Source organism: Halomonas sp. CnH100-B, assembly GCF_024124605.1.
Lineage (GTDB): Bacteria > Pseudomonadota > Gammaproteobacteria > Pseudomonadales > Halomonadaceae > Vreelandella.
Genome location: NZ_JAMXRX010000002.1, coordinates 22,363 through 48,267, shown reverse-complemented (window position 1 = coordinate 48,267; position 25,905 = coordinate 22,363). Strand labels below are relative to the sequence as shown.

The following is a 25,905-nucleotide window of genomic DNA, read 5'->3' as shown; positions in this document are numbered from 1 at the left end:
GGCAGTAATCGCATCAACAGATGAGCGTGAGCGCTTGCCGCCGGGTATGGGCACCACTAGAATGTCGGCCATACTTTTTTATCTTATAAAAAACCGCTGATTTATAACCATTCACGATTGACCACGACCGGGAGACTTCTCGGTCTCGCAAGAGGGATAGCAAGATGACGTTTGTCGTTACCGAGAACTGCATCCAATGCAAATACACCGACTGTGTGGAAGTGTGCCCGGTCGACTGTTTCTACGAAGGCCCCAACTTCCTGGTCATTCACCCAGACGAGTGCATCGACTGCGCGCTGTGTGAACCAGAGTGTCCGGCTGAGGCGATATTCTCCGAGGACGAGCTGCCCGATGGTCAGGAGCAGTTCATCGAGATCAACGCGGAGCTGGCCGAGGTGTGGCCCAATATTGCCGAGAAGAAAGACCCGCTCCCCGATGCCGAAGAGTGGGACGGCAAAACCGGCAAGCTGGAAAAACTCGAGCGCTAAGCGCTGCGTGTCGACACGCCGCAAAAAACCAGCGTACGCGCTGGTTTTTTTGTGAGCGGATGAACAGCGCTTCAGCGCTGCGTAAATGGCGGGCATAAAAAAAGGCGGCCCGTAGGCCGCCCGCTCCAAGCACTTCCTCTGACCACTCCCTGTGTCAACCTCCTCAGGTGACGTCCTTGCCAGGGCTCACATCACTGTGTCACCCGGCGCACCTACCTGCATCCCGTTGCATCCTGCCTGAAGCATCCTTGCCTCCCCTTGTCCTGAGATCATTGTGGCAGAAGCGGCTAACTTCTCAACCAAGCCCAAAACGCAAAAGGCGAGCCTTACCGGCTCGCCCCTCTCTCACTAAAATCTTAAATATCAATGACTTAAATTAAGATTAGTGAAAAAATTCGCTTTTTCTTACATGGTTCCGAGCGAATGTCGTCGGCATTTGTAAGAGATCTCTTACAAATTTTTGAGAGATCTCTTACACGCGGAGGCTATTTTTCCGCTTACTGACCTTTAATCGCTTTCAAACCGGGGTAGCTCACATCGCCAAGCTCGGCTTCGATCACCAGCAGGCGGTTGTACTTCGCGACACGGTCAGAGCGGCACAGTGAGCCGGTCTTGATTTGACCCGCGCAGGTGCCCACGGCCAGATCGGCAATGGTGGTGTCTTCGGTTTCGCCACTGCGGTGGGAGATAACTGCCGTGAAGCCTGCATCCTGGGCCATTTTTATCGCATCCAGGGTTTCAGACAGCGAGCCGATTTGGTTGAACTTGATCAGGATGGAGTTACCAATCTGCTCATCGATGCCGCGCTTGAGAATCTTGGTATTGGTCACGAACAGGTCGTCCCCCACCAGCTGCACTTTGTCGCCCAGCTTGTCGGTCAGCGCCTTCCAACCGGCCCAGTCGGACTCGTCCATGCCATCTTCGATCGAGACGATCGGATAGTCGGCACACAGGCCCGCCAGGTAGTCCGCAAAACCTTCGGCGTCGTAGCTCTTGCCTTCGCCAGAGAGGTTGTACTGGCCGTCTTTGTAGAACTCGGATGAGGCACAGTCCAGCGCCAGCGTGACGTCGCTGCCCAAGGTGTAACCCGCATCGGCAACGGCTTGCTTGATGACCGCCAGCGCGTCGGCGTTGGACGCCAAGTTCGGCGCAAAGCCACCCTCATCGCCCACCGACGTCGAGAGGCCTTTGGCGGAGAGCACTTTTTTCAGCGCGTGGAAAATCTCCGCGCCCATACGCAGACCTTCACGGAAGTTCGCAGCGCCGACTGGCTGTACCATGAACTCCTGGATGTCCACGTTGTTATCCGCGTGCTCGCCGCCGTTCAGAATGTTCATCATCGGCACCGGCATGCTGTACTGGCCGGGCTGGCCGTATAGCTCGGCGATATGCGCATACAGCGGCACGCCCTTGGCATTTGCCGCCGCTTTCGCCGCCGCCAGAGATACCGCCAGAATCGCATTGGCACCGAGGGTGGCTTTGTTATCCGTGCCGTCCAGCGCCAGCATGGCGTCGTCCAAGCCCCGCTGGTCCCGCGCATCCATTCCCAACAACGCATCGCGGATCTTGCCATTCACGGCCTCGACGGCTTTCAAAACGCCTTTGCCGAGGTAGCGTGCCTTGTCGCCATCGCGCAGCTCGAGCGCTTCGCGGGAGCCCGTGGAGGCACCGCTGGGGGCACAGGCAACGCCGACGGCACCGCTTTCCAAACGTACGGTGGCCTGAACGGTCGGATTGCCGCGCGAATCGAGCACTTCCAGCGCACTGATTTCAACAATTTTGGTCATGACAGTGTCCTTTGGTTGTCGGTCTAATCGATGAGAGGTCCAATGTATACCACGGATTGCCGCCGCGATTAACGGATGGTCAAGGGCTCGAAGCCTTTTACCAGCGCGTCTAATTGCGACAGCTGCGTCAAGAACGGCTCAAGCTGGTCCAGCGGCAGCGCGCAGGGGCCGTCGCACTTGGCGTTATCGGGGTCTGGATGAGCTTCCAAAAACAGTCCGGCCAAGCCCACGGCAACGCCCGCACGAGCAAGCTCGGCGACCTGAGCACGGCGGCCATCGGCGCTATCCGCACGGCCACCGGGGCGCTGTAAGGCATGGGTCACATCGAAGAACACCGGGTAGCCGGTCTGCTTCATATCGCCAAAGCCCAACATATCCACGACGAGGTTGTTGTAACCAAAACTGGTGCCCCGCTCGCACAGCATCAGGCGGTCGTTGCCCGCTTCCTGAAACTTGTTGAGGATATGGCGCATTTCATGGGGGGCCAAAAACTGCGGCTTTTTGATATTGATCGCCGCACCGGTTTTCGCCATCGCCACCACGAGATCGGTCTGGCGAGCCAAGAAGGCCGGCAGTTGAATAATATCGGCGACTTCAGCAGCAGGCTCTGCCTGCCACGGCTCGTGCACATCGGTAATGATGGGTACGTTATAGCGCGCCTTGATATCGGCCAGAATCTGCAGGCCTTTTTCCAGCCCAGGACCACGATAGGAGTGGATAGAGCTGCGATTCGCTTTATCAAAACTGGCCTTAAACACATAAGGCATACCCAGCTTTTGCGTCACATTCACGTAGGCCTGTGCGACTTCATCGGCCAGCTCCGCCGACTCCAGCACGTTCATGCCGCCAAGCAGCATAAGTGGCAAAGAATTGCCGGCGGTTAAGCCGGCAACGTTAATGTGATGCTCTGGGAATTGGGATTGAGAAGACATGCTTCCCCCTTTATTCCTGAGGTGCGGCGTGGGCACGAGTACGTGCCGTTTTGTGCTCTAGCGCGGCATTGACAAAGCCCGAGAAGAGCGGATGACCGTCGCGGGGCGTCGACGTGAACTCCGGGTGGAACTGACACGCCACGTACCAAGGGTGGTCCGCCAGCTCAACCACTTCGACCAGCGACTGGTCAACGCTCTTACCCGAAATCACCAGGCCTGCGGCTTCCAGGTCATCAATAAACTGATTGTTGACCTCGAAGCGGTGGCGATGACGCTCGACGATTTCGTCGGCGCCGTACGCTTCGCGTGCTTTGCTGCCGGATGTCAGATGGCAAACTTGCCCGCCCAGACGCATGGTGCCGCCCAGGTCGGAGGCCGCATCGCGCAGCTCGATTTTGCCTTCGGCGTTGATCCACTCGGTGATCAACCCCACCACCGGGTGCTTGGTGTCGTGGGTAAACTCGGTGGAGTTGGCGTCTTTCCAGCCAGCCACGTTGCGGGCGAACTCGATCACCGCTACCTGCATGCCTAGACAGATACCCAGGTAAGGGATGTTGTTTTCACGGGCAAACTGGGCGGTCAGGATCTTGCCTTCCACGCCTCGCTCGCCAAAACCGCCGGGCACCAGAATGGCGTCTTTACCTGCCAGACGCTCGGTGCCGTGACGCTCGATGTCTTCAGAGTCGATGTAGTCGACGTTGACCTTGATGCGGCCCTGAATACCCGCGTGGATCAGCGCTTCGTTCAGCGACTTATACGCATCCAGCAGCTCCATGTACTTGCCGACCATGGCGATGCTGACGGACTTCAGCGGGTTGAGCTTGGCATCGAGTACCTTGACCCACTCCGACAGGTCCGCAGGTGCTGCTTCCAGGCGCAGCTTGTCGCAGACGATATCGTCGAGGCCGTGCTCGTGCAGCATCAGCGGAATGCGGTAGATGGTGTCGGCATCTTGCAGCGGCACCACAGCGCGCTCTTCCACGTTGGTGAACAAGGCAATCTTGCGACGCTCGCTCTCCTCAAGCTCCACTTCGCTGCGGCAAATCAAAATATCGGGCTGGATACCGATAGAGCGCAGCTCTTTGACACTGTGCTGCGTCGGCTTGGTTTTGGTTTCGCCAGCAGTCTTGATGTACGGCACCAGAGTCAGGTGCATGTAAATGGCGCGGCTAGCGCCCAGCTCGCTGCGGATCTGACGAATGGATTCTAGGAACGGCAGCGACTCGATATCGCCCACCGTACCGCCGATCTCCACCAGCGCCACGTCGAAGCCTTCGCCTCCGGCGTAGACGCGCTGCTTGATCTCATCAGTGATGTGCGGAATGACCTGCACGGTGCCACCCAGGTAATCGCCACGGCGCTCTTTGCGCAGCACGTGTTCGTACACACGGCCAGTGGTGAAGTTGTTGCCCTGGGTCATTTTGGTGCGAATAAAGCGCTCGTAGTGACCTAAGTCCAAGTCCGTCTCGGCGCCATCCTCGGTGACGAACACCTCGCCGTGCTGGAAAGGACTCATGGTGCCCGGGTCCACGTTGATGTACGGGTCGAGCTTGAGCATGGTGACCTTAAGGCCGCGGGCCTCTAGAATCGCCGCCAGCGAGGCCGACGCGATGCCCTTGCCAAGAGAGGACACAACGCCGCCGGTCACGAAGATATATCGTGTCATGGAAAACCTGTCGAAACGTGATCAAAAGGCGTAACAGAAAGCCACACCAGGATGGGACGACAGAATAGCAGAGTACGCCTTAAGGCTCAATTTGAACTGAAACAGCGCCAGCCTCGGTCGCGAGCTAAAGCTGCCTCCCACTCTAGCACTGGCTATATATAAGCAGTGGGAGGCCGATTGATCGGGCTAAAGGATGCCGATGCACAGTTGCCCCAGAGGTAGGTCTGCGCGAGGGCGCTGTGAACCCATCCCTGGGCGCTACTTTTGTCATCCATGACAAAAGACCCTCACTACGACCTACCCCTGGCGCTGTTCGGCATGACATACACACTTTACACGCCTAGGTAATCCAGAATGCCCTCGGCGGCCTGACGCCCTTCATAAATAGCGGTGACCACGAGATCGGAACCACGCACCATATCGCCACCGGCAAAGATTTTTTCGTTGCTGGTTTGGAAGGCGTACTGACCGTGCTCAGGCGCTTTAACAAGATCCCATTCGTTAACGTCGATCTTAGCGCTATCGAACCACGGTGCTGGGCTTGCCTGGAAACCGAAAGCCACCACCACGGCATCAGCGGCGATGATCTCTTCAGACCCCGGCACGACTTCAGGACGACGACGGCCATTCTCATCCGGCTCGCCCAGGCGCGTACGAACCACTTTTACGCCTTCGACCTTGTCTTCACCCACTACCGCTACCGGCTGGCGGTTGAACAAGAACTCAACGCCCTCTTCCCGCGCATTGGCCACTTCACGTCGCGAGCCCGGCATGTTCTCTTCATCGCGGCGGTAGGCACAGGTCACGCTGGCGGCGCGCTGACGAATCGAGGTGCGGTTACAGTCCATCGCGGTATCACCACCGCCCAGCACCACCACGCGCTTGCCTTCCATAGAGATGAAGTCGTTCGGGTCTTTCTCGAAGCCCAAACGGCGGTTGACGTTGGCAATTAGGAAGTCCAGCGCTTTGTAGACGCCGGGCAGGTCTTCACCGGGGAAGCCGCCCTGCATGTACTTGTACGTCCCCATGCCCAGGAACACCGCGTCGTACTCCTGCAGCAGCGTCTCGAACTCGACATCGGTGCCGATTTCGGTATTCAGACGGAACTCAACGCCCATCTCCTCGAATACCGCACGACGGCGCTCCATGACGTTCTTTTCCAGCTTGAACTCAGGAATACCGAAAGTCAGCAGACCGCCAATTTCGGGGTACTTATCGAACACCACTGGCTTGACGCCATTGCGCGCCAGAATATCGGCACAGCCTAAGCCCGCAGGGCCTGCACCGACAATCGCAACCTTTTTATCGGTCCACACCACCTTGGACATGTCCGGGCGCCAGCCCATGGCAAAGGCGGTATCGGTAATGTACTTCTCTACCGAGCCAATGGTGACCGCGCCAAAGCCGTCGTTCAGGGTACAGTCGCCCTCACACAGACGGTCCTGGGGGCACACGCGGCCACACACTTCCGGCAGCGAGTTAGTTTTGTGGGACAGCTCGGCGGCTTCGATAATGTTGCCTTCCACCACCAGCTGCAGCCAGTTGGGGATGTAGTTGTGTACCGGGCACTTCCATTCGCAGTAGGGGTTGCCGCAGTGCAAGCAGCGGTGCGCTTGGCTCGCCGCATCGGTGGGCTTGAACGGCTCGTAAATTTCCGCGAACTCTTTGGCCCGGGTATGCGCCGGTTTTTTCTGTGGGTCTTTACGACCCACGTCGACAAACTGAAAATCGTTGTTTAAACGGTTGGCCATGATCTCTCTCCTCGAAGCGTAGGCGCTGACGGTTATTGCGGCTGACGCCGAGACTGATCCAGCAGACTACCCAGGCTGGCCGCTTTCGGCTTCACCAGCCAGAAGTGGCGCGCGTAGTCGCTAAAGTCTTCCAGAATCGCCGCACCGCGTGCGGAACCCGTCGCGGCCACGTAGGCCTCGATCATTTCCCGCAGGTGTCGACGGTAGGCTTCCATCGCTTCGGTGTTGACCCGGTGAATTTCGACCAGCTCGTGGTTGTACTTGTCCACGAAGGTCCGGTCTTCATCGAGCACATAGGCAAAGCCACCGGTCATGCCCGCCCCGAAGTTAACGCCGGTTTCACCCAGCACGCAGACCAAACCACCGGTCATGTACTCACAGCAGTGGTCGCCCGCGCCTTCGATCACGGCCGTCGCGCCGGAGTTACGCACCGCAAAGCGCTCGCCGGCGGTACCGGCCGCAAACAGCGTGCCACCCGTTGCCCCATAGAGGCAGGTATTGCCGATGATGGCCGTTTTGTGGCTCTCGAACTGGCTGACTTTCGGCGGCACGATCACAATGCTGCCGCCGTTCATGCCTTTACCGACGTAGTCGTTGGCATCGCCTTCCAGGTAAAGGTTCAGGCCGCGGGCGTTCCACACGCCGAAGCTTTGGCCTGCCACGCCGGTAAAGCGCGCGGTGACCGGAGCGGCCTCAAGGCCCTCTTCACCGTAACGCTTGGCAATGGCACCGGAGGTGAGCGCCCCTACGCTGCGGTCGCAGTTAGTGATGGTGAAATCGAACGTGCCGCCAGACTGAGACTCGATGGCCTCTTTCAGCGCCGCCAAGACTTCCTGGTTTTTGGCACCCGGGTCGTGGGGCACGTTTCGGCTCACTTCACAGAACTGCGGCGCATCTGCAGGCACGAAGTCGTTCGCCAGCAGCGGCATTAAGTCCAGCTTACGCTGTGATGCCGTATTGCCTTCCAGCACTTCCAGCAGGTCCGTGCGGCCAATCAGGTCGGTGAGCTTACGCACGCCCAGCATGGCCATCAATTCGCGCACTTCTTCGGCAATAAAGCGGAAGTAGTTTTTCACCATATCCACGGTGCCGCGGAAGTGCTCGCCACGCAGGAAGTCATCCTGGGTCGCCACACCGGTGGCACAGTTGTTCAGGTGGCAAATACGCAGGTATTTACAGCCCAGCGCGACCATCGGCGCGGTGCCGAAACCGAAGCTTTCAGCACCCAGAATCGCCGCTTTGACGACGTCGAGGCCGGTCTTCAGACCACCATCGGTTTGCAGACGAATTTTGTCCCGCAGGCCGTTAATGCGCAGCGCCTGATGCACCTCGGGCAGCCCCAGCTCCCAAGGGGAACCGGCGTGCTTGATGGAGGTGAGCGGGCTGGCTGCGGTGCCGCCGTCGTAGCCAGACACGGTGATTAAATCCGCATAGGCTTTGGCGACGCCGGTGGCAATAGTGCCGATCCCTGGCTCGGAGACTAGTTTTACCGAGACCTGCGCGTCTGGGTTGACCTGCTTGAGGTCAAAGATCAGCTGCGCCAAGTCTTCGATGGAGTAAATATCGTGGTGCGGCGGCGGCGAAATCAGCGTGACGCCGGGCACCGAGTAGCGCAAGCGGGCAATCAGTTGATTGACCTTACCACCCGGTAGCTGGCCGCCCTCACCGGGCTTCGCACCCTGGGCCACTTTGATCTGCAGCACTTCGGCATTGACCAAGTAAGCCGGAGTCACGCCAAAGCGCCCAGAAGCGATCTGTTTGATTTTCGAGCTGCGAATGGTGCCATAACGCGCCGGGTCTTCGCCGCCTTCACCGGAGTTGGAGCGACCTCCCGCCTCGTTCATGGCCTGGGCCAGCGCTTCGTGCGCCTCGGGAGAGAGCGCACCCAGCGACATACCGGCGCTATCAAAGCGCGGAATCAGCGCTTCAATGGGTTCGACTTCTTCCAGCGGCACCGGCGACTCGGAAGGCTTGAGCGTCAGCAGGTCACGAATGGTGGCCACCGGGCGCTCGTTCACCAGCTGGGCAAACTTTTTCCACTTGGCGTAGCTGCCTTCTTGCACGGCGGCTTGCAGCGATTTCACTACGTCCGGGTTGTAGGCGTGGTACTCGTGGCCATGCACGTACTTGAGCATGCCGCCTTGGGAGATGCCTTTGCGGGGAATCCACGCATCCTTGGCCAGCAGCTCTTGCTGAAGCTGAAGCTCGGCAAAGCCGGTGCCCTGAATACGAGAGGCCATGCCCACGAAGCAGGTATCCATGACTTCATCCGCCAGGCCGACGGCTTCAAACAGCATGGAGCCACGGTAGGAAGCCAGCGTCGAAATGCCCATCTTCGAAAGAATCTTGAACAGTCCTTTCTGCAGGCCCTTACGGTAGTTCTCGCGAGCATCTGCCGGGTTGCCGGTCAGCTCGCCCGTGCGGTGCATATCCGCCATGACCTGATACGCCAGCCACGGGTAGACCGCCGTTGCGCCCACACCGAACAGCACCGCCATCTGGTGCGCATCGCGAGCGTAACCGGTCTCGACCACAATGTTGGCGTTGGGGCGTAGCGCCAAGCGGCCAAGGTGGGAGTGAACGGCACCCACCGCCAAGGCTGCCTGAATGGGCAACTGGCCTTTGGGCAGCTCCGCATCGCTCAGCACCAGAATCACTTTACCCGCTTTCACCTGCGCTTCGGCTTCTTGGCATAGCGCGGTGATCGCCTGCTGCAAGCTGGTCTGCTCAGGGTCATAGCCCAGCGTCAGCATGTGGCTGGCAAAAGCTGGATCATCCTGGCTTACCAGGGCAGTGAATTTACGCGGCGAGAGCACCGGCGTGGTCAAAATCAAGCGGTGAGCGTGTTCCGGCGTGGCCTTGAAGACGTTCAGCTCCGCACCACAGCAGGTTTCCAACGACATCACGATCGCTTCGCGCAGCGGATCGATCGGCGGGTTGGTGACCTGGGCAAACTTCTGACGGAAGAAGTCAGTGAGCAGACGCGGACGGCTCGACAGTACCGCCATGGGCGTATCGTCCCCCATGGAGCCCACCGCTTCCTGGCCACTTTCCGCCAGCGGGCGCAGCACCTGGTCGCGCTCTTCGAACGTCACCTGGAACATCTTCTGCTGCACGTTCAGTGCCTCAGTGTCCATCGTTTGGAAGCGCGCCAGTTCGGTCAGCGCCGACTCCAGGTAGTTCGCTTCCTGCTTCAGCCAGCGTTTGTAGGGGTAAGCGGACTTCAGGCGATCATCGATATCCTGAGTATGCAGCACTTCGCCTGTTTGGGTATCCACTGCCAGCATCTGGCCGGGGCCCACGCGGCCTTTTGCCACCACGTCTTCCGGCTTGTAGCCGTAGGTACCGATTTCGGAGGCCAGGGTGATGTAGCCATTCTTGGTAATCACCCAGCGCGCGGGGCGCAGGCCGTTACGGTCCAGCATACAGACTGCTTGGCGGCCGTCGGTCATCACCACGCCTGCGGGGCCGTCCCACGGCTCCATGTGCATGGAGTTGTACTCGTAGAACGCGCGCAGCTCGGCGTCCATGGTCTCGACGTTTTGCCAGGCGGGCGGCACCATCATGCGCACGGCGCGGTGCAGCTCCATGCCGCCGGTCAGCAGCACTTCCAGCATGTTATCCATACTGGAGGAGTCGGAGCCGGTGGTGTTGACGATTTCGTCCAGCTTGGCGATATCCGGCAGCCGCTCGTTAACGAAGTTCGCCTTACGCGAGTTCGCCCAACCACGGTTGGCTTCGATGGTGTTAATTTCACCGTTGTGCGCCAGCAGGCGGAACGGCTGCGCCAACGGCCAGCGCGGTGCGGTGTTAGTCGAGAAGCGCTGGTGGAACACGCAGATGGCGGTTTCCAGACGCGGATCGTTCAGGTCTTTGTAGAACGCCGGTAGATCTTCCGGCATCACCAAGCCTTTATAGGAGACCACCTCGGTAGAGAGCGACGCCACGTAGAAATCTTCATCGCTGCGCAGCGCCTGCTCGGCGTAGCGGCGCCCCATGAAAAGATCAACATCGAAATTTTCGCTGCTGCCGGGGGCGACAAACAGTTGTTCAATGCGCGGCAGGCAGTCCAGCGCCATGGGGCCACAGACGCTGGAGTCCGTGGGCACCACGCGCCAGCCCAGCACGTCCAAACCACGCGCGCTGAGTTCAGCAACCAGCGTCTCTTTCGCTTTAGAGGCACGCGCATCGTCGTTGGGCAAAAACACCGAGCCCACCGCAAAGCGCTCGCCCAGCTCGACGTCGAGCGCTTCTTTGGCGGCAGCACGCATGAACTGTGCGGGCATCTTCAGCAGCAGGCCGCAACCGTCGCCAGTTTTACCATCTGCCGCGATACCGCCACGGTGGGTCATGCAAGTCAGTGATTCAATAGCCGTTTTCAGCAAGTCGTGGCTGGCCTGCCCTTCCATGTGGGCAATAAGGCCAAAGCCGCAGTTATCGCGAAACTCGCCTGGCTGGTGAAGACCTCTATTCATGGGCGTGCCTCTAGTCAGCGTATTTTGTAAGCAGCGTTTTTATGGTATTATTACGGGTTTTTCTTTTTTTATGGCTCTTGTTACCCGCCCGAAATAGGGTGTTTTCCGCATTCGCTGCTGCAAGAAAATGGTCGCTCAGCATAGCGATTTGCCACCGCGTAGCGCAATCGCCCGGCGCGCGCCAATCGCTAAAAACCCTCGCCAAAACCCGTAGTTGCATTATCGTTCAATAAAAAAACAGTTATACTTCAACGGCTTGCAATGCAAAGAAACGATATTTTAACGACCGAAAGAGCTCATTAGACTTTAGTCTAATTATCACCAAAAACCCCATGCCGATAGCGCATAAGGCATACGGATATCATTACGCAATGCTTGTATCGGCTCTTCACGGGCAGAAAAAAACCCGCCTGATCAGAGGCGGGTTCCGAGCGGTGAGGCTAGCCAACTATCCCCTGGCCGCGAGGGTAGCCATCCAGTAGCTGCCGTAAGGTGTCGGCTGGAGTGGCGTCGCTGACGCAGGCATCGCCCAAGTCCTTCAGCAGCACCAGACGCAGACGCGCATCGACGTTCTTTTTATCCAACCGCATACGCGTCAAGAAGTCATCCGTCGACATGCCCGCGGGCGCGACCAGCGGAAGACCCGCGCTTTCAATCACCCTTTTCGTGCGCTCAAGTGCATCCGCGCTAATCCAGCCAAGCTGATGAGAGAGCGTGGCGGCCATCACCATGCCCGCTCCCACGGCTTCGCCGTGCAGCCAGTTGCCGTAGCCTTGATGCGCCTCGATGGCGTGGCCGAAGGTGTGTCCAAGGTTCAAGAGCGCACGCACGCCCTGCTCGGTTTCGTCTTCCGCCACGATATCGGCTTTGATCTGGCAACTCTTGGCGATGGCTTCAGCCACCACCTCGGGTTCGACACGGCGTAGCGCCGCCATGTTTTGCTCAAGCCAAGCGAGGAAGGCCGCATCGCGAATAAAACCGTACTTCACTACCTCGGCAAGCCCCGCTGAGAGTTCCCGAGCGGGCAAGGTGGTGAGGGTAGCGATATCGACTACCACGGCCTTGGGCTGCCAAAACGCGCCAATCATGTTCTTACCCAGCGGATGGTTCACGCCGGTTTTGCCGCCCACCGAGGAGTCCACTTGCGACAGCAGCGTGGTGGGCACTTGGATGAACGCCACGCCGCGCTGATAGGACGCCGCTGCATAGCCCACCATATCGCCCATCACACCGCCGCCTAGCGCAATCAGCGTACAGCGCCGATTGAAGCCTGCTTCGAGCAGCGCATCCCAAATGCGCCCCACCTGCTCGATGGTTTTGTACTGCTCACCGTCAGGCAACACCACGGTACGCACGTCGAGCTGCTCGGGCAACACGTCCTGTAGCGCCTTCAAATAGTGCGGGGCCACCGTCTCGTTGGTGACGATCATTACCTGATGACCTGCCAGATAAGGCACGAAGCTATCCGAGCGTTGGAGCAGCCCCACGCCAATGTGAATGGGATAACTGCGCTCACCCAGTTCAACGGTCAACGTGTGGTGATGGGCTTGTTCGGTCATGGGGATACCTTTTTCTGCGGGGCGCTGGCAGCGTCCAACGGATCGATCATGCGGTGTACGCGGCGTAAAATTTCGTTGACCACCGCCCGCGGGCTTCGGCGATCCGTGCGCACGGTAATGTCAGACGTCGCGCGGTAGAGCGGGTCGCGGGTGGCAAACATGTCGTTGAGCACCTGCTCGCGGTTGGCACACTGCAACAGCGGGCGGTTGCGATCCTTGGCGGTCCGTTTTAGCTGCTGTTCGACGGTGGTCATCAAGTAGATGACCGTGCCGCGCTCACGCAGGGCACGGCGGTTCTCTTCCCGCAGCACCGCGCCACCGCCGGTGGCAACGACCACGTCCGCTAATTGGGTAAGCTCGTCGATCATCTGGATTTCACGCTGGCGAAAGCCGGGCTCGCCCTCTACGTCAAAGATCCAGGGAATATCGGCACCGCAGCGGTCCTGTATGGCGTGGTCGCTATCGTAAAACGGGCGCGATAGCTCTCCCGCCAACAGGCGGCCTATCGTGCTCTTACCAGCCCCCATGGGGCCTATTAAAAAAAGATTGGGTAAATCCTGCATCAGCGAACCGCCAAACCATCATCAAGTAGTCGTGGAGTAATAAAGACCAGTAACTCTACCTTTTCATTGCTCTCTTCGGTATAGCGGAACAGGCGTCCTAGCACCGGAAGGTCACCGAGAAGCGGCGTCTTGGCCATTTGGCTAAGCTGCTCTGTGGTCAAAATACCGCCTAACACCACCGTCTGGCCATTATCCACCAGCACCTGGGTTTCGATTTGGTTGGTATCGATGGGCGGCTCGCCGCCAAACTCGCTCTCACGGAAACTATCGTTCTTGATCACCAAATCCATGATGATGCGATTGTCTGGGGTGATTTGTGGGGTCACCTCCAGCGACAGCTCCGCCTCTTTAAATTCGGTATCCGGATTGCCCTGGGCATCGACACTCTGGAACGCCCGCTCTTCGCCCTGGCGAATGGTGGCGGTGCGCTGGTTGGCGGTAATCACGCGGGGCTGGGAGATCGTCTGGCTCTTGCCTTCGCTTTCCAACGCGCGCAGCTCCAGGTCGAGCAGAATATCCCCAGAAAGGTAGCCAAAGCTAAAGCCGGTGTTGGCTGCCGCCGTGGAGCCCAAATCCACCGCCAGCCCCCCCTGAGCGCGGTTGATGCCGTCAGGGTTGATATCGCGACGTGAGAACGTGCCGTCGTCTCCTTCTACAAAGCCGCGGGTGCTGGAAACGCCCCAGTTCACGCCCAGCTCGCGAGACGCCGTATCCCGGGCAATCACGATGCGCGCCTCTATCTGTACTTGGCGTACCGCCACATCAAGACGGTCGAGGGTACGCATGATGTCGCGCACCTGATCGGCGGTATCTTGGATCAACAGCGTGTTGGTACGCTGATCGACACTCACCCGGCCACGCTCGGTCAGCAAACCAAAGCCTTCCGCCCCACGCAGCAGTTGGGCCAAGTCTTCGGCCCGGGCGTATTTCACCTCGATGAACTCGGTCACCAGCGGCGCTAACGTCTGCTGCTGGTTGCGCGCTTCGATCTCTTGACGCTCGATCTCCGCCAGCTCCCCCGCCGGTGCCACGACAATGACATTGCCCTGCTCACGGCTTGAGAGTCCCTGACTTTGCAGAATCAGCGCCAGCGCCTGGTCCCAGGGCACGTCGTTCAGATTGAGCGTCACCCGGCCCGTCACGCTGTCGCTCGCCACCAGGTTCAGGCCGGTAAATTCGGCCAGGGTGGCCAGCACCGCACGCACTTCGATATCTTGGAAATTGAGGCTCAGGCGATCGCCGGTAAAGCTCTCGCCCTGCTGCTCGCGCTCTTGCTGACTGGCTTGGCTCACTGGCTGCACTTCGACGGTGAGCGTACGACCGCTTTGCGATGAGATCATCGCGTAGGGACCGTTGGTTTGCAGCTCCAGCAGCGTATCGCGCTGCCCAGAGCGGGGCGTGATACGCGTAATCGGCGTCGCGAAATCGGTCACATCGTAGATTTGGTTGAGCGCATCGGGAATGTCCACATCGCGCAGTTCGGCCACGACCACTCCGCCACTGCCTTCGCGCACCTGAGTCACCACGCCTTCGCGGTCGAACGTGACCAACAAACGGCCCGCGCCATCCGCTCCCCGGCGAAAATCGATGTCAGTGACTTGCGGCCCTTCGGCGGTTTCCAGGCCGCCACTGACCGGCTCGGACGACGCGGCGTTCATGGCCGCTGGCGCAGACGGCGGCGCACTGTCAGCCGCAGCCAGCGTAATGCGCAGCTGGTCGCCTTCCACGCGGGAGGTGTAGTCGAGCGGCTGGCGTAAATCGACCACCAGACGCGTTCGGCCATTTCCCTCCAGCGCTGTAATCTGCTCGACGCCTGCGTTCTCCACGCTGATCCGGCGCTGGGGCAGATCGCTCTGCGTATCGGCCAGATCCAGCGCCAAGCGGGGCGGCGCGTCCAATCGGTAGCCGCGCAGTTCGGCGACACCGCCGCTGAATTGCAGCAGCAGCTCGACCTCACCGCTGCCGGTTTGGCGCACATCCAAATCGGTTAGCACGGACCCAAAAGCAAACGTTGGCATCAGAGCTAACAGTGATAGCGTCATTCGACGAAGTGTAGCGGCCATAGGTGTCATCCGGTAACAAGTCATGAAGTGGGTTGCCTGGTGGCGTGAGCGCACTGGCTACTCATCCAAGCTGAGCGTTGCCTGACGCTCCTGCCAACCCACCTGCTGATTTAAAATACGTTCGGTGATGTGCACTTCCTGCGGGCGAATGTCGGTGACCTGCCCGTAGTCGGTGCCGAGATAATTGCCTTCACGCACGCTGGTCACGCTGCCGTCCGGCGCGCTGATCAGCGCCACCTGCTGCCCCCCCATGCGCAGCGTGCCCACTAAACGCAGGCTTTGGAGCGGAAACTGCTCGAGCGGCTCGGCCTTTCGCTGCTGGTCGGGGGCCAAGGCGCTGTCGAAGACCGCAACCACGTCGGTCGCCCGCACGCTCTCAGGTGCCAGAAAGGGGCTGCGGGTGTCACTATAGCGGTAATCCACCGGCTGGTATTCGGGAATCGTCGGAATGATGACCGGCGGCTGCCCCGTCGGGGCACGACGAATCTCCTCCATGACCGACTCTAGCTGGCTGAGGTTGGCATCGCCACAGCCTGCCAGCAGCGCCACCATGCCAATGCTGAATAAACGTTTCATGGGGCTGGCACCTCCCCTTCGCCTGCTTCTTCTATATAGCTATAGGTGCGAGCCACCAACGACATTCGCAGCGACTCCCCGCTCTGCTCGGCAGGCGAGAGCGCGACATCGTGCTGGGTCACGATACGTGCTAGCTGGCTAATATCGGCCACGAATTGCGCCAGCTCGTGATAGCCGCCACGCACCTGAATATCCAGCGGGTGTTCCACATAGTGCGTGTTGCTCACGGTGGGACGCAGGCGAATCGTCTCGATACTGAGGTCATTATCCAACGCCGCATCGCTAATACTGTCCAGCAACGAGGGAATTTCGGCACTGGTGGGCAGCATGGAACGCATGGTGGCCATCTGCTCTTCGAGAGCGGTGAGCTGGTCGCGCACTTCGGGCAAAAACGCCGCTTCGGAAACTTTGCTGCGGTATTCGTTCAAAAGCCGCGCCTCTTGGCGCTGCGCTGCTTCCAGCTCGACGCGCTTTTCGCTCACCAACCACCAACTCAGCCCGCCAAGGGCGACGCCAAACGCCAGTGCACCACACAGTGCTTTGAGCAGCACAGGCCATTCACCCGCCTCTTTGACATCCAGCGCCTGCCAATCCAGGGTTTTCAGCCGCTGCCACTCATCCTGCCACCGCTCGCGCCCCCACTTCATGGCGACTCCTCCTCATCACCGAGCTCTTCCAGCGAGGATTGCACCACTTCGAACTGGAACATGCGACTGTTGCCATCCTGCCCGCTGGTGACTTCCGACAGGAGCGGCACGCCAAGCTCTGGCACGCTGGCGAGCTGACGAAGCTGATCGGAGACCTGACGCTCGCTGCCAGCCATGGCCGATACGCTCACCTGCTCGCCGGTGCGCGTCAGGCGCTGATACACCACGCCATCCACCGCACTCGCGGCGATAGCATTGAAAAGCTGCACGGTGCTGATCCGCTCGGCTTGCAGGGTTTGAAACAGCGTTAACTGTTCACCCAAGCGCTCAGCGGTTTGCTGGTAGCGCTGTACGTCGGCAATTTCGTTGTTCAGGCGCTCGATGTGCTGGGTGATATAGGCATTACGCTGCTGCTGGGCGGCTAGCTTTTGCTGGTAGAGCTGGGCGACCCCCAGGCCCAGGGCAATGCCCGCCACCAGCATCAGTACCACGACTCCGTAAAAACGGCGGGTCCGCTTTTCCCGGCGCGCTTCCCGCCAGGGAAGCAGGTTAATCGTGATGCTCATAGCCCGACCCTCATCGCTAAACCCCCAGCGGTGAGCATGGCAGGGGCATCGTTGGTCAGACCTTCCATGTTGAGGCGCTTGTTGACCCGCATCCGCTGGAACGGATTGGCAATGGTCACCGACATGCCGCTATCTTCGGCAATGCGTTCGGCCAAGCCGGGAATGACGCTGGAGCCGCCCGCTAGCACGATGTGTTGCACTTCGTGTTGGCGGCCAGCGGTATAGTAAAGCTGCAGCGAGCGTCCCACCTGCTGCACGACGGTCTCCAGAAACGGATTGAGCACTTTGTCGTGGTAATCCTCTGGCAGGCCACCGCGCTTTTTCGCAAAGCCGGCCTCTTCGTTGCTCAAGGAGTAGTGATCGCGAATAGCGTCGGTGAGCTGGCGGCCGCCAAACACGGTATCGCGGCTGTAGACGATATGGCCACCACGCACCACGTGAAAGGCGTTCATGTTCGCGCCGATATCCACCAGCCCGACGCAGGCGTTGGGGTCGCTGTCTACGTTGAGCTGGCGGCGCAGCTCGGCCAGCGAACGCTCCATGGCGAAGGTTTCCACGTCTACCGCCGCGGGCTCTAGCCCTGCCCGCTCCAAGGTTTCAGTGAGCTGCGACACGTCCTGCTGGCGGCAGGCGACCAGAATGACTTGCTGCTGCTCGTCATCGAAGGGCGCGGGCCCAAGGCAGTGAAAGTCGAACGCTACCTCGCTGAACGGAAACGGAATATGCCGGTCAGACTCGGCGATGATCCGCTCCTCGATTTCGTCTTCGCTCAGCGATACGGGAAACTGGAGCGTCTTGGTAATGGCGGCGCTGGCCGGAACGGCCACGGCCGCCTTACGCGTAGACGGTTTGGCATGCTCGACGGCACGACTCAGCACGTTGGCAACATCGTTCATATCACGAATGCGGCGTTCGACCACCGCGCCCTCGCGCAGCGGACGCACGGCATAGCTCTCGACCTGATAGTTGTCGTTACACCGTTTGAGTTCGAGTAGCTTGACGGTAGCCGACGTAATATCGACACCAATCAACCCTTTACTGGGTTTTAGTAAGCGCATGTTGAGTTCGGCTCCGCCTGCCTGTCGTGCGAGTTTCGAGGTTACATGATTTTTAGTTAAGGCACACGCCAATGCCTCTACGTCATATCAACACTGGTGGCCGCTGCCTCCCCTTCCTATAATGGCAGCCAATTGCGCGCTATGGCGGTTACACCACCATACCTACTCTTCTTTTCACGGGTGCCCACTGTTCATGACGTTTTTACGAACTCTTGTGCTGTCACTATTTTCGCTGGTCGTTGCGCTCTCGGGTGCGGTTATACTGGCGGTGATCGGTGCCGCTATCTATTTCTCGCCGGGCCTGCCCGACGTGCGCCAGCTGCAGGATTTCGAACTGCACACGCCGCTGCGAATCTTTACCAACGACGGCAAGCTGATCGGCGAATTCGGTGAAGAGCGCCGCATGGCGATCGACTTCGACGACATTCCCCAAGACATGATCAACGCGCTGATCGCCGCCGAAGATGCCAGCTACTTCGACCACGCCGGTGTCGACCCGCGCGGCCTAGCGCGGGCGGCGGTCGAGCTGGTACAGAGCGGCGGCACCATTCAATCGGGCGGTTCTACCATCACCATGCAGGTCGCGCGTAACTACATGCTGACCCTGGATCAGACTTTCACGCGTAAGATTCGCGAGATTCTGCTGGCCCTGCAAATGGAACAAATCCTCGATAAAGAGGAGATCTTCGAGCTTTACGTCAACAAAATCTTCCTAGGCAACCGCGCCTACGGGATTGCTGCCGCCGCCGAGACCTATTACGACAAGCCGCTGGCCGAGCTGAGTCTGGCAGAGACGGCAATGATTGCCGGGCTGCCCAAAGCACCCTCCGCGTTCAACCCGCTGGCCAACTCCGAGCGCTCACTGATCCGTCGCAACTGGATCCTGTTCCGTATGCGCGAGCTTGGCTATATCGATAACGATACCTACCAGAATGCCGTGCAGGCGCCGGTCACCGCGCGCCGTCACTACACGCAAACCGAAGTGGATGCCGCCTACGTGGCAGAGATGGCTCGCCAGTACGCCATCGAGCGCTTTGGCGACACCGCCTATACCGGCGGCTACCGTATTTACACCACCATCGACAGCGAACTGCAGCCCTTTGCCCGCCAAGCGCTGGCCAATGGTCTGATCGAGTACGACCTGCGCCACGGTTGGCGCGGTGCCGAGCAGGAAGACATCGCGCCCAGCTTGGTAGAAGCCCAAGAACAGACCAATACCCAGGGCCTGGAAGAGGAGCTGTCCGAGTCGCCGGAAATTCGCCAAACCGCACGTCAGGCTGCCCAACGCAGCCAAACTGAAGTCGAAGGTGTGGATGGCGATGTGAGCAACTGGCTACAGGTACTGGAGCGCACGCCTAACTACGGCCTACTGCAACCCGCCATCGTAGTAGAGAGCAGTGGCCGCGAGATGCAGGTACTGACCCGTGGCGGTGAGCTGCAAACCATTCCGTGGAGCGGCCTGAACTGGGCGCGCCCCTATTTGAGCCCGCGTAGCCGCGGGGCCGAGCCCAGCAGCGCAGCGCAGATTGCCGAACGTGGCGATATGATCCGTGTCATCGAAACCGACGACGGCACGCTGCGTCTCTCTCAGCGCCCGGATGCCGAAGGTTCGCTGGTGGCGCAAGACCCGCGCACCGGCGCGATTCTGGCACTGCAGGGCGGGTTCGATTTCAACGCCAGTAAATTCAACCGTGCCGTTCAGGCCCAGCGCCAGTCTGGCTCGATCTTCAAGCCGTTCATCTACCTCGCCGCGCTACAGGATGGCGAAATGAACGCTGCCAGTGTGGTCAATGACGCGCCGGTGGTGCTGGACGACGGCAGCGATTCGCTGTGGCGTCCGGTGAACTCCAGCCGCGACTTCCAAGGACCGATGCGCCTGCGCCCGGCGCTTGCGCGTTCGCGTAACCTCGTCACCATTCGCGTTCTGCAAACCATGGGGCTCGACCACACCATTCAGTACCTCGAAGGCTTTGGCTTTGCGCCTGAGCGCCTCCCCCGCGGCCTGTCACTGGCCCTGGGGAGCGCCAGCCTCACGCCCATGGAGATGACCAACGCCTACGCGGTGATCGCCAACGGAGGCTTCCAGGTCGCGCCTTGGTTTATCGAGCGCGTCACTCGTGATGACGATAACGAAGTCATCGACGAAGCCACGCCGCAGGTGGCCTGCGTGAACTGTGCCGAGGACCAGGAAACCGTCGAGATCGATGGGAAGAGCTACCCTATCGCGCCCCGCGTCGCTGACCCCGCAGCGGTGTACATCCTGCGTGACATGCTGCGCGACGTCATCACATCGGGCACGGGCCGGGCAGCGCTAAGCCTGAACCGGGACGACATCGTCGGTAAAACCGGGACGACCAACAGCCAGCGGGATGCCTGGTTTGCCGGTTTCAACAGCAACCTCGTAACGACGGTGTGGGTCGGTAAAGACAGCAACGACACCATTGCCGAGTACGGTGCGAATGCTGCACTGCCGATCTGGATCGACTTCATGGGCGATGCGCTGGAAGGGACGCCCTCTGCGCTGCCAGAGCGTCCCGATACCATCGTCACCGCGCGGGTGGACCCGAATACCGGCCGTCGCCTGCACGATGACCAGTCTGGCGGCATCTCGGAGCTGTTCCATCAGGATCATCTGCCCGACTTCCAGCCTCGCCGTATCAGCCAGGAGCTGGAAGAGGCCAGCGGCTCGCAGGGGTCAGGCACGGCAGAGTCGATCTTCTAAGGCACCGACCATCGGTTAGCCCACGGGTGAGCCGTTGACACGAAAAGCCCGGGAACTGACGTTCCCGAGCTTTTTTGGTGCTGCTTGTCTACTCGGCACACTCAACCGGCAACCGGTGGTGTCTCCCGCTTGCTCGCCTGCCAGTTGGCAGCGATGGCGACGATCATCACGGCGACCCCTGCCATTTCGGTCCAGAGACTCGGGTAGAACACACCGACGATCGCACCGCCAATGGCCAGGCGCGGCAGCCAAGACATGCGGGTGAACAAATACCCCTCTAGCGAAGCCGCAAACGCACAGAGCGCCAGCAGCGCGATGACCGCGTTCCAGACCACCACGAGCACCGGCCCGCCGATGATGATTTCCGGATTGAAGACCATGAACAGCGGAATCAAATAGAGCCCTTTGGCAAACTTCCACGCCTGGAAGCCCGTCTCCATGGGTTTACTGCCCGCAATGGCCGCCCCGGCAAACCCCGCGAGCGCAATGGGCGGCGTGACGTTGGAGTCCTGGGAGTACCAGAACACCACCAGGTGCGCGATCAACAGCGGCACGCCGAACTCCGAGGTAAGCGCCGGCCCGACGAGAACGATCAGCACGATATAGCTCGCGGTCACCGGCAGGCCCATGCCTAGAATCAAACTCGCAATCAGCACCAGCAGCAGCGCGAGTACCAGATTACCGCCGGAGAACGCCAGCATCATGGAGGAGAACTTCAGCCCCAGCCCGGTCAAACCGACCACGCCGACGATGATACCCGCCACCGCGCAAGCCATGGAGACCGCGACGGCATTGCGCGCGCCCAGCTCCAACCCCTGTACCAGCTTCACCAGGCCTGCCCATACGACCGCTTTAGTGCGTTCGACCGTGACCGGCTCGCCCTGTTTGGGTGCCACGAAGAAGTACCACAGCGCGTAGCGCAAAACGGCCACCGCCACCATGGTGACGACTGCGTAGTAGCCCACCCGCATGGGTGACATGCTCATGGCCAACAGCCACACCAGAACCCCCAGCGGAAGCAGGAAGTGCCAGCCATCCTTCATAACCTGACGCATTTGCGGCAGCTCGCTCTTGGCCATGCCCTGCATGCCCTGCTTCAAGGCGATGATATGCACGAAGAGATAGACCGTTGCGAAGTACATGATCGCCGGGAGGATACTGATTTTGACAATTTCCAGGTACGGCGTGTTGGTATATTCCGCGATTAAAAACGCGCCAGCACCCATCAGCGGCGGCATGATTTGCCCACCGGTAGAGGCCGCCGCTTCGATACCCCCCGCCTGTTTGGGCTGGTAACCCAGCTTCTTCATCAGCGGAATGGTAAACGCGCCGGTGGTCACCACGTTGGCAATGGCGCTCCCCGAAATGGAGCCCATGCCCGCCGAGGCCAGCACGGCGGCTTTCGCCGGGCCGCCGCGCTGACGCCCGGTGGCGGCATAGGCCATATCGATAAAGAATTTACCGGCACCGGTGCTTTCCAGAAAGGCGCCGAAGAGCACGAAAATAAAGATATAGGTGGCCGCCACTCCCAGCGGCAGGCCGAAAATGCCCTCTTGGCCAAGGTAAAGCTGGCCCGCTACACGGTCGAGGCTATACCCACGATGTTCCATGATGCCGGGCATCCACTCGCCCAGCCAAGGCAGCTCCCCCCGGGGGCCAGCAAAGGCGTAGATAATGGCCAACAGGCCAATCACCGTCATACCAAAGCCCACCGCGCGGCGGCTGGCTTCCAGCACGGTGACCGTGGCGATACACGCGACCAAGATATCGGTCTGGTTCCAGAACCCGGCGCGACTGAAGATGGCATCGAGGTTGAGTACCAGGTAGCCGCCGGTGATCAGCGCCCCGGCAAAGAAGACGAGGTCGATGCCCCAGCCCAGAATGCCGCGCTTTCGGTTAGGCCCGAAGGCCGGAAACATCAAAAATGCCAGCAGCATGATCAGCGCCAGGTGAATACTGCGCTGATAGAACAGGCCCAGCGGCTGAATACCCGCCGAGTAGAGTTGGAAGAGCGAGAGTCCCACCGCCACGATGGTGATACACCATAAAACGAAGCGGGGTTGAATCGCATTGCCGCCCGGCATCACAGTCGGCGGTGGCGTGGATTCGTTCATGAAGTCCTCGGAAGCGTTAGCTAACTTAGGGGGTTAACACCCACTTAATTTTTATGAAACGTGACATCGATAAGCGCACATAGCTGGCAAGCGACGCAGGATTTAGGGCGATGACAAAGCAATCGTGACGCGCTGACCGGCGGCCCGCTCGCTCAAGCTCACGGTGGGATGCTCGCCATCTGGCCATATGACACGGTGGTTGACGGCCTCGGAGCCTACCCGTAGCACGTAGCGGTTGTTCGCCACTGGTTCGTTGATTGCGTTGATCCAGTAACCGCCCTCACCGTCGGATACCTGCTCACCACGCCCAAAGATATGTCCAAGCCCTGCGGCAAAATCCGGTTGATGGCTGCGCTCGAGCAGCAGCGTACCGGCCGCGTTGCGGTAGCAGTCCAACACCGTGAAGTGTTCGACAGAGTGCTGCCACTGGATGCACCAGCGGCTGCCCTCTGGCGCTGCTGTATCCACTAGCGTGTCGCCCTGCTCGGTCACCACCGTCAAGCGCTTAGACGCAGTCGCCGAAGCGAGGGAGCCCCCCGCTTCGGCGAACAAACCACTCACCAGTAAGAGCGCCATCAGTCGTCGTTGCCACTGCATGGCACAGCTCCTAATGGATTAAGGGCGCAGACGGTCCGGGATCTCAGCGCCGACTTCTTCGAAGTAGCGAATCGCACCCGGGTGCAGCGGCACCGGTGTTGAGTTCATGGTGAACTCGATGGTGGTGTCGTTAGCCGCCGGGTGAACGGCAATCAGCTCATCGGTGTTTTCAAACAGCAGCTGGGTCAGTTGGTAGGCCAACTCTTCATCCATATCAGAGTTGACGACCAGCACGTTGGGAATACCGATGGTCTGCACCGCTTCGTCCATGCCGTCGTACATACCGGCGGCCAGCTCGTAAGGGGCGAAGACGGCTTCGGCTTCTTGTGCGTTGGCGATCTCTTCATCCGACAGGCCAATGAGGCGTATATCGCGTGTCGCGGCAAGGTTGAGGATAGAACTGGTGGGCGGTCCAACGCTCCAGAAACCGGCGTCGATGTCGCCATCACGGATCGCATCGGCGGTTTCGTTGAAGTTCAAACGCTGGGGGGTAAAGTCTTCGTAGCTCACACCATTGGCTTCCAGCAGGGCACGGGCGTTCAGCTCGGTACCGCTACCCGGTGCGCCGACCGACACGCGCTTTCCAGCCAGATCCGCGATGCTTTCGATGTCAGACTCTGCCAAGGTGACGAGCTGCACGGCATTCGGGTATACCGACGCCAGCGCACGGGTGTTCTCGATCTGGCGGCCTTCGAAATCGCCGGTACCGGTGTAGGCTTGGTAGACCGTATCGGCCAGCGCCAACGCCATGTCGGCATCGCCACGCATGATCAGGCCCATGTTTTCGACGGAGGCACCGGTCACTTCGGCCGTGGCCTGGGCACCGTCGATGTGGTTGTTGATCATTTCGGCAAAGCCGCCGCCGATGGGGTAGTACACGCCGCCGGTACCACCGGTGGCAATCGAGAGTTGCTGTGCGCTAGCGGGCAGCGCCACGGCTAGCATGGATGCGGCTACGGTATATTTTAGAGTTCGCATGAGCGTTTCCTCCGTCCTGCTTGGACTTATAGGTATGGTTGACGTAAAGGAGGTGTGAAGCCCCAGCCCCGACTCGCCGTTACGGCTGCCCGGGGCGGTGCCAAGAAGTTAGCACGGCTAGTGCGTGGGATGCTAATACAGGCCACACGCTCAGCTTAGTTTACCAGGGTGTTGACCTGCTCCACGATATGAGCACCAATCGGCAGTGCCGAGGTCGCCGCCGGCGACGGGGCGTTGCCCACGTTCACCGTACGTTTTGTATTCACAAACAGAAAATCATCCACCAGCTTGCCGTCGTTGGAGACCGCCTGAGCGCGCACCCCAGCTGGGTAAGGCGTTAGGTCGTCAAGCGTTAAGCTAGGGCAATACTTACGCACCAGCTCTAGATATCCACGCTTATAAAGCGAGTTTTTCATCTCAAACAGCCCAGGTTTCAGATGTTTACCTAACACTTTCAAAATACCGGGATGGGTGAACATCTGTCCCATATCGCTTAGCGACATATCCTGCTTACGGTAACCCTCGCGCTTCAGCGCTAGCACGGCGTTGGGGCCTACGGTCACCGTGCCATCGATCATCCGCGTCAAGTGAACGCCCAAGAACGGCATGGCGGGGTCAGGAATCGGGTAAATCAGGTGATTCACGATCTGGTTGTGGTGCTCGGGTAGCAGATAATACTCCCCACGAAACGGGCAAATCGTAAAGCCAGGGTCTTTGCCCAGCATGCGAATCACCCGATCCGCCATCAGGCCAGAACAGGTGACGAGATAGCGCCCCGTGAAGGTGTCTTGTTGGGTGGTCACCACCACCTCATCGGTGCGCTCTTCAAGGCCAGTCACGCAGTGATCAAAGCGGATCTCACCACCCAAGCGTTCGAATTCCGCCGCCATGGCACGGGTGACCTCGGCGTAGTTCACGATGCCGCTGGAGGGCACGAAAATGCCCGCCACGCCGGTGATATTGGGCTCGCGCTCTTTGAGCGCATCGGCTTCCAGCCACTCACGCTCCAGCCCGTTGGCGGCGGTGCGCTCCCACAATGCTTTCATGCGCTGCTTTTCAAGGTCATTGGTGGCTACCAGCAGTTTGCCGCAGATGTCGTAGCGCACATCGTGCTGGTCGCAAAACTCACGCGTGGCGCGGTTGCCCTCCAGGCAAAACTTCGCTTTCAGGCTGCCCGGCGTGTAGTACACCCCCGCATGAATTACCCCGCTATTGTGGCCGGTTTGGTGTTGGGCCGCCCCCGACTCTTTCTCGACCACCAGCAGGCGCTTATCCGGGTAGGCCTGTTGCAGCTGCATGGCGGTGGAGAAGCCTAAAATACCGCCACCGACAATGATGAAATCCCACATGAATGTCGTTACCT

General features: G+C 59.7%; 18 protein-coding genes. 2 read left to right on the top strand and 16 right to left on the bottom strand.

Annotation, left to right across the window (positions count from 1 at the left end; all coding sequences use genetic code 11):
- Nucleotides 1–164 precede the first annotated feature (164 nt).
- On the top strand, nt 165–488 hold the full coding sequence (gene fdxA / locus NH398_RS03780; RefSeq protein ID WP_044628866.1) for a ferredoxin FdxA: 324 nt from the start codon (nt 165–167) through the stop codon (nt 486–488).
- A gap of 497 nt (nt 489–985) precedes the next feature.
- On the opposite strand, the gene eno is transcribed toward fdxA, so the two are convergent.
- The 12 genes from eno to pilM all read right to left on the bottom strand — a co-directional run bounded on the left by eno (nt 986) and on the right by pilM (nt 18,131).
- The gene (gene eno, locus NH398_RS03775; protein ID WP_253016641.1) at nt 986–2,275 is read right to left on the bottom strand and encodes a phosphopyruvate hydratase; all 1,290 of its coding nucleotides are present in this window, start codon (nt 2,273–2,275) and stop codon (nt 986–988) included.
- A 68-nt stretch (nt 2,276–2,343) separates the two neighbouring features.
- Nucleotides 2,344–3,207, bottom strand: coding sequence for a 3-deoxy-8-phosphooctulonate synthase (gene kdsA, locus NH398_RS03770; protein ID WP_253016639.1), 864 nt, complete (start codon nt 3,205–3,207; stop codon nt 2,344–2,346).
- A gap of 10 nt (nt 3,208–3,217) precedes the next feature.
- Nucleotides 3,218–4,873 carry a CTP synthase gene (locus tag NH398_RS03765; RefSeq protein ID WP_253016637.1) on the bottom strand — a complete coding sequence of 552 codons (1,656 nt, stop codon included), beginning with the start codon at nt 4,871–4,873 and terminating at the stop codon, nt 3,218–3,220.
- 332 nt (nt 4,874–5,205) lie between these two features.
- The gene (locus NH398_RS03760) at nt 5,206–6,624 is read right to left on the bottom strand and encodes an FAD-dependent oxidoreductase (protein ID WP_253016635.1); all 1,419 of its coding nucleotides are present in this window, start codon (nt 6,622–6,624) and stop codon (nt 5,206–5,208) included.
- Nucleotides 6,625–6,656: 32 nt separating this feature from the next.
- Complete coding sequence (gltB, locus tag NH398_RS03755; RefSeq protein WP_253016633.1) at nt 6,657–11,099, bottom strand: glutamate synthase large subunit; 4,443 nt, start codon at nt 11,097–11,099, stop codon at nt 6,657–6,659.
- Between the two features lie 440 nt (nt 11,100–11,539).
- Complete coding sequence (aroB, locus tag NH398_RS03750; protein WP_253016631.1) at nt 11,540–12,658, bottom strand: 3-dehydroquinate synthase; 1,119 nt, start codon at nt 12,656–12,658, stop codon at nt 11,540–11,542.
- Nucleotides 12,655–13,221 (bottom strand): shikimate kinase AroK, encoded by a 567-nt coding sequence (gene aroK, locus NH398_RS03745; protein WP_159341240.1) that lies wholly within the window; start codon nt 13,219–13,221, stop codon nt 12,655–12,657. The genes aroB and aroK overlap by 4 nt, the downstream gene beginning before the upstream one ends.
- Nucleotides 13,221–15,284 carry a type IV pilus secretin family protein gene (pilQ, locus tag NH398_RS03740; RefSeq protein ID WP_253016629.1) on the bottom strand — a complete coding sequence of 688 codons (2,064 nt, stop codon included), beginning with the start codon at nt 15,282–15,284 and terminating at the stop codon, nt 13,221–13,223. The genes aroK and pilQ overlap by 1 nt, the downstream gene beginning before the upstream one ends.
- A gap of 57 nt (nt 15,285–15,341) precedes the next feature.
- On the bottom strand, nt 15,342–15,860 hold the full coding sequence (locus tag NH398_RS03735; protein WP_159341238.1) for a pilus assembly protein PilP: 519 nt from the start codon (nt 15,858–15,860) through the stop codon (nt 15,342–15,344).
- Nucleotides 15,857–16,507, bottom strand: a complete 651-nt coding sequence (locus NH398_RS03730) for a type 4a pilus biogenesis protein PilO (protein ID WP_253016627.1) — start codon at nt 16,505–16,507, stop codon at nt 15,857–15,859. Before NH398_RS03730 ends, NH398_RS03735 begins: the two co-directional genes overlap by 4 nt.
- Nucleotides 16,504–17,073 carry a PilN domain-containing protein gene (locus NH398_RS03725; protein ID WP_159341236.1) on the bottom strand — a complete coding sequence of 190 codons (570 nt, stop codon included), beginning with the start codon at nt 17,071–17,073 and terminating at the stop codon, nt 16,504–16,506. The genes NH398_RS03730 and NH398_RS03725 overlap by 4 nt, the downstream gene beginning before the upstream one ends.
- Entirely contained in the window at nt 17,070–18,131 is a 1,062-nt protein-coding gene (gene pilM, locus NH398_RS03720; protein ID WP_159341235.1) for a type IV pilus assembly protein PilM, read from the bottom strand. The genes NH398_RS03725 and pilM overlap by 4 nt, the downstream gene beginning before the upstream one ends.
- Nucleotides 18,132–18,324: 193 nt before the next feature.
- Between pilM and NH398_RS03715 the strand changes: the two genes are divergently transcribed.
- Entirely contained in the window at nt 18,325–20,853 is a 2,529-nt protein-coding gene (locus NH398_RS03715; RefSeq protein WP_159341234.1) for a penicillin-binding protein 1A, read from the top strand.
- A gap of 101 nt (nt 20,854–20,954) precedes the next feature.
- On the opposite strand, the gene NH398_RS03710 is transcribed toward NH398_RS03715, so the two are convergent.
- The 4 genes from NH398_RS03710 to lhgO all read right to left on the bottom strand — a co-directional run bounded on the left by NH398_RS03710 (nt 20,955) and on the right by lhgO (nt 25,891).
- On the bottom strand, nt 20,955–22,967 hold the full coding sequence (locus tag NH398_RS03710; protein ID WP_253016625.1) for a TRAP transporter permease: 2,013 nt from the start codon (nt 22,965–22,967) through the stop codon (nt 20,955–20,957).
- A 102-nt stretch (nt 22,968–23,069) separates the two neighbouring features.
- Complete coding sequence (locus NH398_RS03705; RefSeq protein ID WP_253016623.1) at nt 23,070–23,564, bottom strand: DUF1850 domain-containing protein; 495 nt, start codon at nt 23,562–23,564, stop codon at nt 23,070–23,072.
- An 18-nt stretch (nt 23,565–23,582) separates the two neighbouring features.
- Entirely contained in the window at nt 23,583–24,542 is a 960-nt protein-coding gene (locus tag NH398_RS03700; protein WP_159341231.1) for a TAXI family TRAP transporter solute-binding subunit, read from the bottom strand.
- Nucleotides 24,543–24,697: 155 nt separating this feature from the next.
- Complete coding sequence (gene lhgO, locus NH398_RS03695) at nt 24,698–25,891, bottom strand: L-2-hydroxyglutarate oxidase (protein ID WP_253016621.1); 1,194 nt, start codon at nt 25,889–25,891, stop codon at nt 24,698–24,700.
- Nucleotides 25,892–25,905 lie beyond the last annotated feature (14 nt).

Coding starts and splice junctions, on each gene's coding strand:
- lhgO (WP_253016621.1), bottom strand. CDS start 25,891: ATGTGGGATTTCATCATTGTCGGTGGCGGTATTTTAGGCTTCTCCACC.
- fdxA (WP_044628866.1), top strand. CDS start 165: ATGACGTTTGTCGTTACCGAGAACTGCATCCAATGCAAATACACCGAC.
- NH398_RS03735 (WP_159341238.1), bottom strand. CDS start 15,860: ATGAAACGTTTATTCAGCATTGGCATGGTGGCGCTGCTGGCAGGCTGT.
- pilQ (WP_253016629.1), bottom strand. CDS start 15,284: ATGGCCGCTACACTTCGTCGAATGACGCTATCACTGTTAGCTCTGATG.
- NH398_RS03760 (WP_253016635.1), bottom strand. CDS start 6,624: ATGGCCAACCGTTTAAACAACGATTTTCAGTTTGTCGACGTGGGTCGT.
- NH398_RS03715 (WP_159341234.1), top strand. CDS start 18,325: ATGACGTTTTTACGAACTCTTGTGCTGTCACTATTTTCGCTGGTCGTT.
- kdsA (WP_253016639.1), bottom strand. CDS start 3,207: ATGTCTTCTCAATCCCAATTCCCAGAGCATCACATTAACGTTGCCGGC.
- NH398_RS03730 (WP_253016627.1), bottom strand. CDS start 16,507: ATGAAGTGGGGGCGCGAGCGGTGGCAGGATGAGTGGCAGCGGCTGAAA.
- NH398_RS03725 (WP_159341236.1), bottom strand. CDS start 17,073: ATGAGCATCACGATTAACCTGCTTCCCTGGCGGGAAGCGCGCCGGGAA.
- aroK (WP_159341240.1), bottom strand. CDS start 13,221: ATGCAGGATTTACCCAATCTTTTTTTAATAGGCCCCATGGGGGCTGGT.
- eno (WP_253016641.1), bottom strand. CDS start 2,275: ATGACCAAAATTGTTGAAATCAGTGCGCTGGAAGTGCTCGATTCGCGC.
- NH398_RS03705 (WP_253016623.1), bottom strand. CDS start 23,564: ATGCAGTGGCAACGACGACTGATGGCGCTCTTACTGGTGAGTGGTTTG.
- NH398_RS03700 (WP_159341231.1), bottom strand. CDS start 24,542: ATGCGAACTCTAAAATATACCGTAGCCGCATCCATGCTAGCCGTGGCG.
- aroB (WP_253016631.1), bottom strand. CDS start 12,658: ATGACCGAACAAGCCCATCACCACACGTTGACCGTTGAACTGGGTGAG.
- gltB (WP_253016633.1), bottom strand. CDS start 11,099: ATGAATAGAGGTCTTCACCAGCCAGGCGAGTTTCGCGATAACTGCGGC.
- NH398_RS03710 (WP_253016625.1), bottom strand. CDS start 22,967: ATGAACGAATCCACGCCACCGCCGACTGTGATGCCGGGCGGCAATGCG.
- pilM (WP_159341235.1), bottom strand. CDS start 18,131: ATGCGCTTACTAAAACCCAGTAAAGGGTTGATTGGTGTCGATATTACG.
- NH398_RS03765 (WP_253016637.1), bottom strand. CDS start 4,873: ATGACACGATATATCTTCGTGACCGGCGGCGTTGTGTCCTCTCTTGGC.